The sequence below is a fragment of the Bartonella sp. AD328YNZD genome (genome assembly GCF_042196425.1).
This window is the reverse complement of record NZ_JBHIQG010000018.1, coordinates 6,717-10,625: the sequence shown is the minus strand read 5'-3', so window position 1 is coordinate 10,625 and position 3,909 is coordinate 6,717. Positions and strand designations below refer to the sequence as shown.

Sequence of the window (3,909 nt, the reverse complement as noted above, 5' to 3'; positions counted from 1 at the left end):
ACACACTTATTCTCCTCTAAAGACTGGAATTTCGAGCGCAAAGCTTGTGCAACATTGGGCGGCACAAATGGTGTCACATCACCTCCCATAGAGGCAATTTGACGTACCAATGTAGACGTTATCGCACGCCCAGAAACACTTGCGGGCAAAAAAACAGTTTGCAATTCAGGAGCCAGAATGCCATTCATCCCTGCCATTTGCATTTCATAATCAAGATCAGTACCATCACGTAATCCGCGAACGAGAAATGAAGCACCAACTTCACGTGCCTTGTCAATGAGAAGGTTATTAAATGAAAGAACCTGCAACCGATTAGAATCTGCACCGAAAAAGTCTTTCCCTACTTGGGTAATAAAACCAACACGCTCTTCAAAGCTAAAGAGTGCTTTTTTGTCACCCTGTATACCTATAGCGACGACCACCTTATTAGCTAACACAAAACACCCTTTTAAAACATCAAGATGACCGTTTGTAAGAGGATCAAACGAACCTGCGTAAAGAGCAATTTTCATGATTTTACTCCTTCCTCTTAAAAATTACTTTTCTTCGCTCATATCAATCGTATCAGAATGCTTCTCACCTTCATCATCCAATGAACTCGTATCATCTTCAGGCTCAGAAATACGTTCAACCGATACGACTCTTTCACCTTTGGCTGTATTAAAAATTGTGACTCCCTTAGTTGAGCGCCCAGCAGTACGAATTCCCTCAACAGGGACACGAATAAGCTGCCCCCCATCTGACACCAACATAATTTGGTCTTGCGCCTTCACCGGAAAAGCCGCTACTAATTTACCAATTTCAGCTGTTTTAGATGGATCTGTTGCACGAATCCCTTTTCCACCACGCCCCGAAATCCGGAACTCATAGGAAGAAGAACGTTTACCATAACCAAATTCACTCACTGTTAAAAGCATTTGTTCACGTGCATGAAGTTCTGCATAACGTTCATCTGTTAACTCTGTTTCAACACCCCCATCTTCATCATCCAGAATGACAATATCTTCAACATCAGCATCTGCACCAGCAGCACGCCGCTCATTCATGACACGTTTAATATAAGCAGAACGTTCAATGGACGTTGCCTCGACATGCTCTAAAATTGTCATTGAAATGACTTTATCGCCTTTAGCCAAATTGATACCACGAACTCCCACAGAATTACGCCCCGCAAAGACACGCACATCAACAACTGGAAAACGGATACACTGTCCATTCGCTGTTGTTAGAACGACATCGTGATGTTCTGTACAAGTTTCGACAGAAAGAATTTCATCTTCCTCATCAAGTTTCATTGCAATTTTACCATTACGGTTAACCTGAACAAAATCTGACAACTTATTACGACGCACAGTTCCACGTGTTGTCGCAAACATGACATCCAATGCGCTCCAGCTTGCTTCATCTTCAGGCAAAGGCATAATTGTCGTAATGCGTTCACCTTGTTGTAAGGGAAGCATATTGATCAAAGCCCGCCCACGTGATTGCGGTGTACCTAGCGGTAAACGCCAAACTTTCTCCTTATAAACAATCCCACGTGATGAAAAGAAAAGAACCGGAGTATGCGTATTGGCGACAAACAACCGTGTTACAAAATCCTCATCCTTCGTGGACATACCAGAACGCCCTTTACCACCACGACGTTGCGCACGATAGGTATTAAGAGGTACGCGCTTAATATAGCCACTATGGCTCACCGTTACGACCATATCCTCTGGCGCGATCAGATCTTCACTCTCCATCTCAGCGCTACCAAAACCAAATACGGTACGTCGCGGTGTTGCAAATTCCTCACGCAGAGCACTCAACTCGTCCTTAACAATACCCATAATGCGTACGCGCGATGCTAAGATATCAAGATAATCAGCAATATCCACACCAATTTTATTCAATTCATCAGCGATTTCATCACGTCCAAGGGCTGTCAATCGTTGCAAACGCAATTCTAAAATAGCACGTGCCTGTTCTTCAGAGAGATTATAAGTACCATCCTCGTGGATAATATGACGAGGATCATCAATAAGTTTAATCAAAGGCGCGACATCCATCGCTGGCCAACGTCGTTCCATTAATTGTGTACGTGCTGTCTGTGGATCAGGAGCTTTGCGAATAAGCGCTATAATTTCATCAATATTGGCAACTGCAAGGGCAAGACCAACCAAAACATGGGCCCGCTCACGCGCTTTACGCAAAAGATATTTTGTTCGCCGACTGACAACTTCTTCCCGAAAAGAAACAAATGCACGAAGCATATCAAGCAACGTCATTTGTTCGGGTTTTCCCCCATTCAACGCAACCATATTACAACCAAAGGAAGTTTGCAGCGGCGTATAACGATATAATTGGTTTAAAACAACTTCCGCAACAACATCTTTTTTCAACTCAATAACAACGCGATATCCATCACGATCCGATTCGTCACGTAAATCAGAGATTCCCTCAATGCGTTTATCGCGCACCAATTCGGCCATTTTCTCAATCATTGTGGCCTTATTAACTTGATAAGGGATCTCACTCACAATAATTGCCTGCCGACCACTACGAATTTCTTCAATATCAACTTTAGCACGCATAATAATTGAACCCCGCCCTGTTTCATAAGCTGAACGGACACCAGAGTGGCCAAGGATAATACCCCCTGTAGGAAAATCCGGACCAGGAATAATTTCAATTATTTTATCGAGTGTGATATCAGGATTATCAATCAAAGCGATACAACCATCAACGACTTCACCAAGATTATGGGGAGGAATATTGGTTGCCATTCCCACAGCAATTCCCCCTGACCCATTAACCAAAAGATTGGGAAAACGTGCTGGCAAGACAACTGGTTCACGCTCACGCCCATCGTAATTATCCTGAAAATCAACAGTATCTTTATCAATATCAGCTAAAAGTTCTTCTGAAACTTTTTCTAAACGACACTCAGTATAGCGCATAGCTGCAGGTGGATCACCATCAACGGAACCAAAATTCCCCTGACCATCAATCAATGGATTTCTCAAAGAGAAGTCCTGCGCCATACGCACCAAAGCATCATAAATTGAAGCATCACCATGAGGATGGAATTTTCCCATAACCTCACCAACAACACCAGCAGATTTACGATACGACTTATTGAAAGAAAGCCCCATCTCATTCATAGCATGAAGGATACGTCGATGAACAGGCTTAAGACCATCACGGACATCAGGGAGTGCACGCGAAACAATCACGCTCATCGCATAATCGAGATAGGAGCGTTGCATTTCATCAATAATACTGATTGGTTCAATACCGGTCAGCACATCACGTTCTGGGTGTGGAGTAAGATCGGTCACAATTTAAAAACTTTCAAAAAAGAATCATTTCACTTTATTTATATCGGTTTATATCGAAAAATACACAAAAATGCTAATTTCTCTCCCATAACAAAAAAGAAATTTAACAATATTTTTCAAGATGTTATTAATTTATATTTTAAATTACCAATAATAATTAACAACTTTCACTTTGCTAAACTTCAAAAATCTAAAACAAACAAACCATAAAGCAATCATAATACTGCAACTTTAAAGCCTCTTAAAAAGGAACATCATCATCTAATTTGTGTGAAAAACTTTCTCCTAATTGGTTATTATTTTGACCAAAAGTATTTCTTTGATTTGAACTACTATTAGCAAAGTCACCACTGTAACTTCCCCCTTGACTTGCTCCCTGCTCTCCACCCGCTGCTCCGCGCCCATCAAGCATTTGTAATTCACCACGGTATTTTTGCAAAACAACCTCTGTCGTATAACGGTCATTTCCATTTTGATCTTGCCATTTTCGTGTCTGTAACTGCCCCTCAATATAAATTTTGCTCCCCTTTTTTAAATATTGCTCTGCAACTTTGACAAGGTTTTCATTAAAAATAACAATACTATGCCA

At 41.4% G+C, this 3,909-nt stretch carries 3 protein-coding genes; all 3 read right to left on the bottom strand.

Annotated features, from left to right (window positions below; all coding sequences use genetic code 11):
- The coding region (gene coaD / locus ACFIO3_RS02015; RefSeq protein ID WP_375704065.1) for a pantetheine-phosphate adenylyltransferase at positions 1 to 512 on the bottom strand (512 nt) is incomplete at its 3' end.
- A 24-nt stretch (positions 513 to 536) separates the two neighbouring features.
- A complete protein-coding gene (gene gyrA / locus ACFIO3_RS02010; RefSeq protein ID WP_375615116.1) occupies positions 537 to 3,320 on the bottom strand; it encodes a DNA gyrase subunit A in 2,784 nt (927 codons plus the stop codon).
- Between the two features lie 241 nt (positions 3,321 to 3,561).
- A partial coding sequence (gene ssb, locus ACFIO3_RS02005; RefSeq protein WP_375704064.1) for a single-stranded DNA-binding protein occupies positions 3,562 to 3,909 on the bottom strand: 348 nt, incomplete at its 5' end.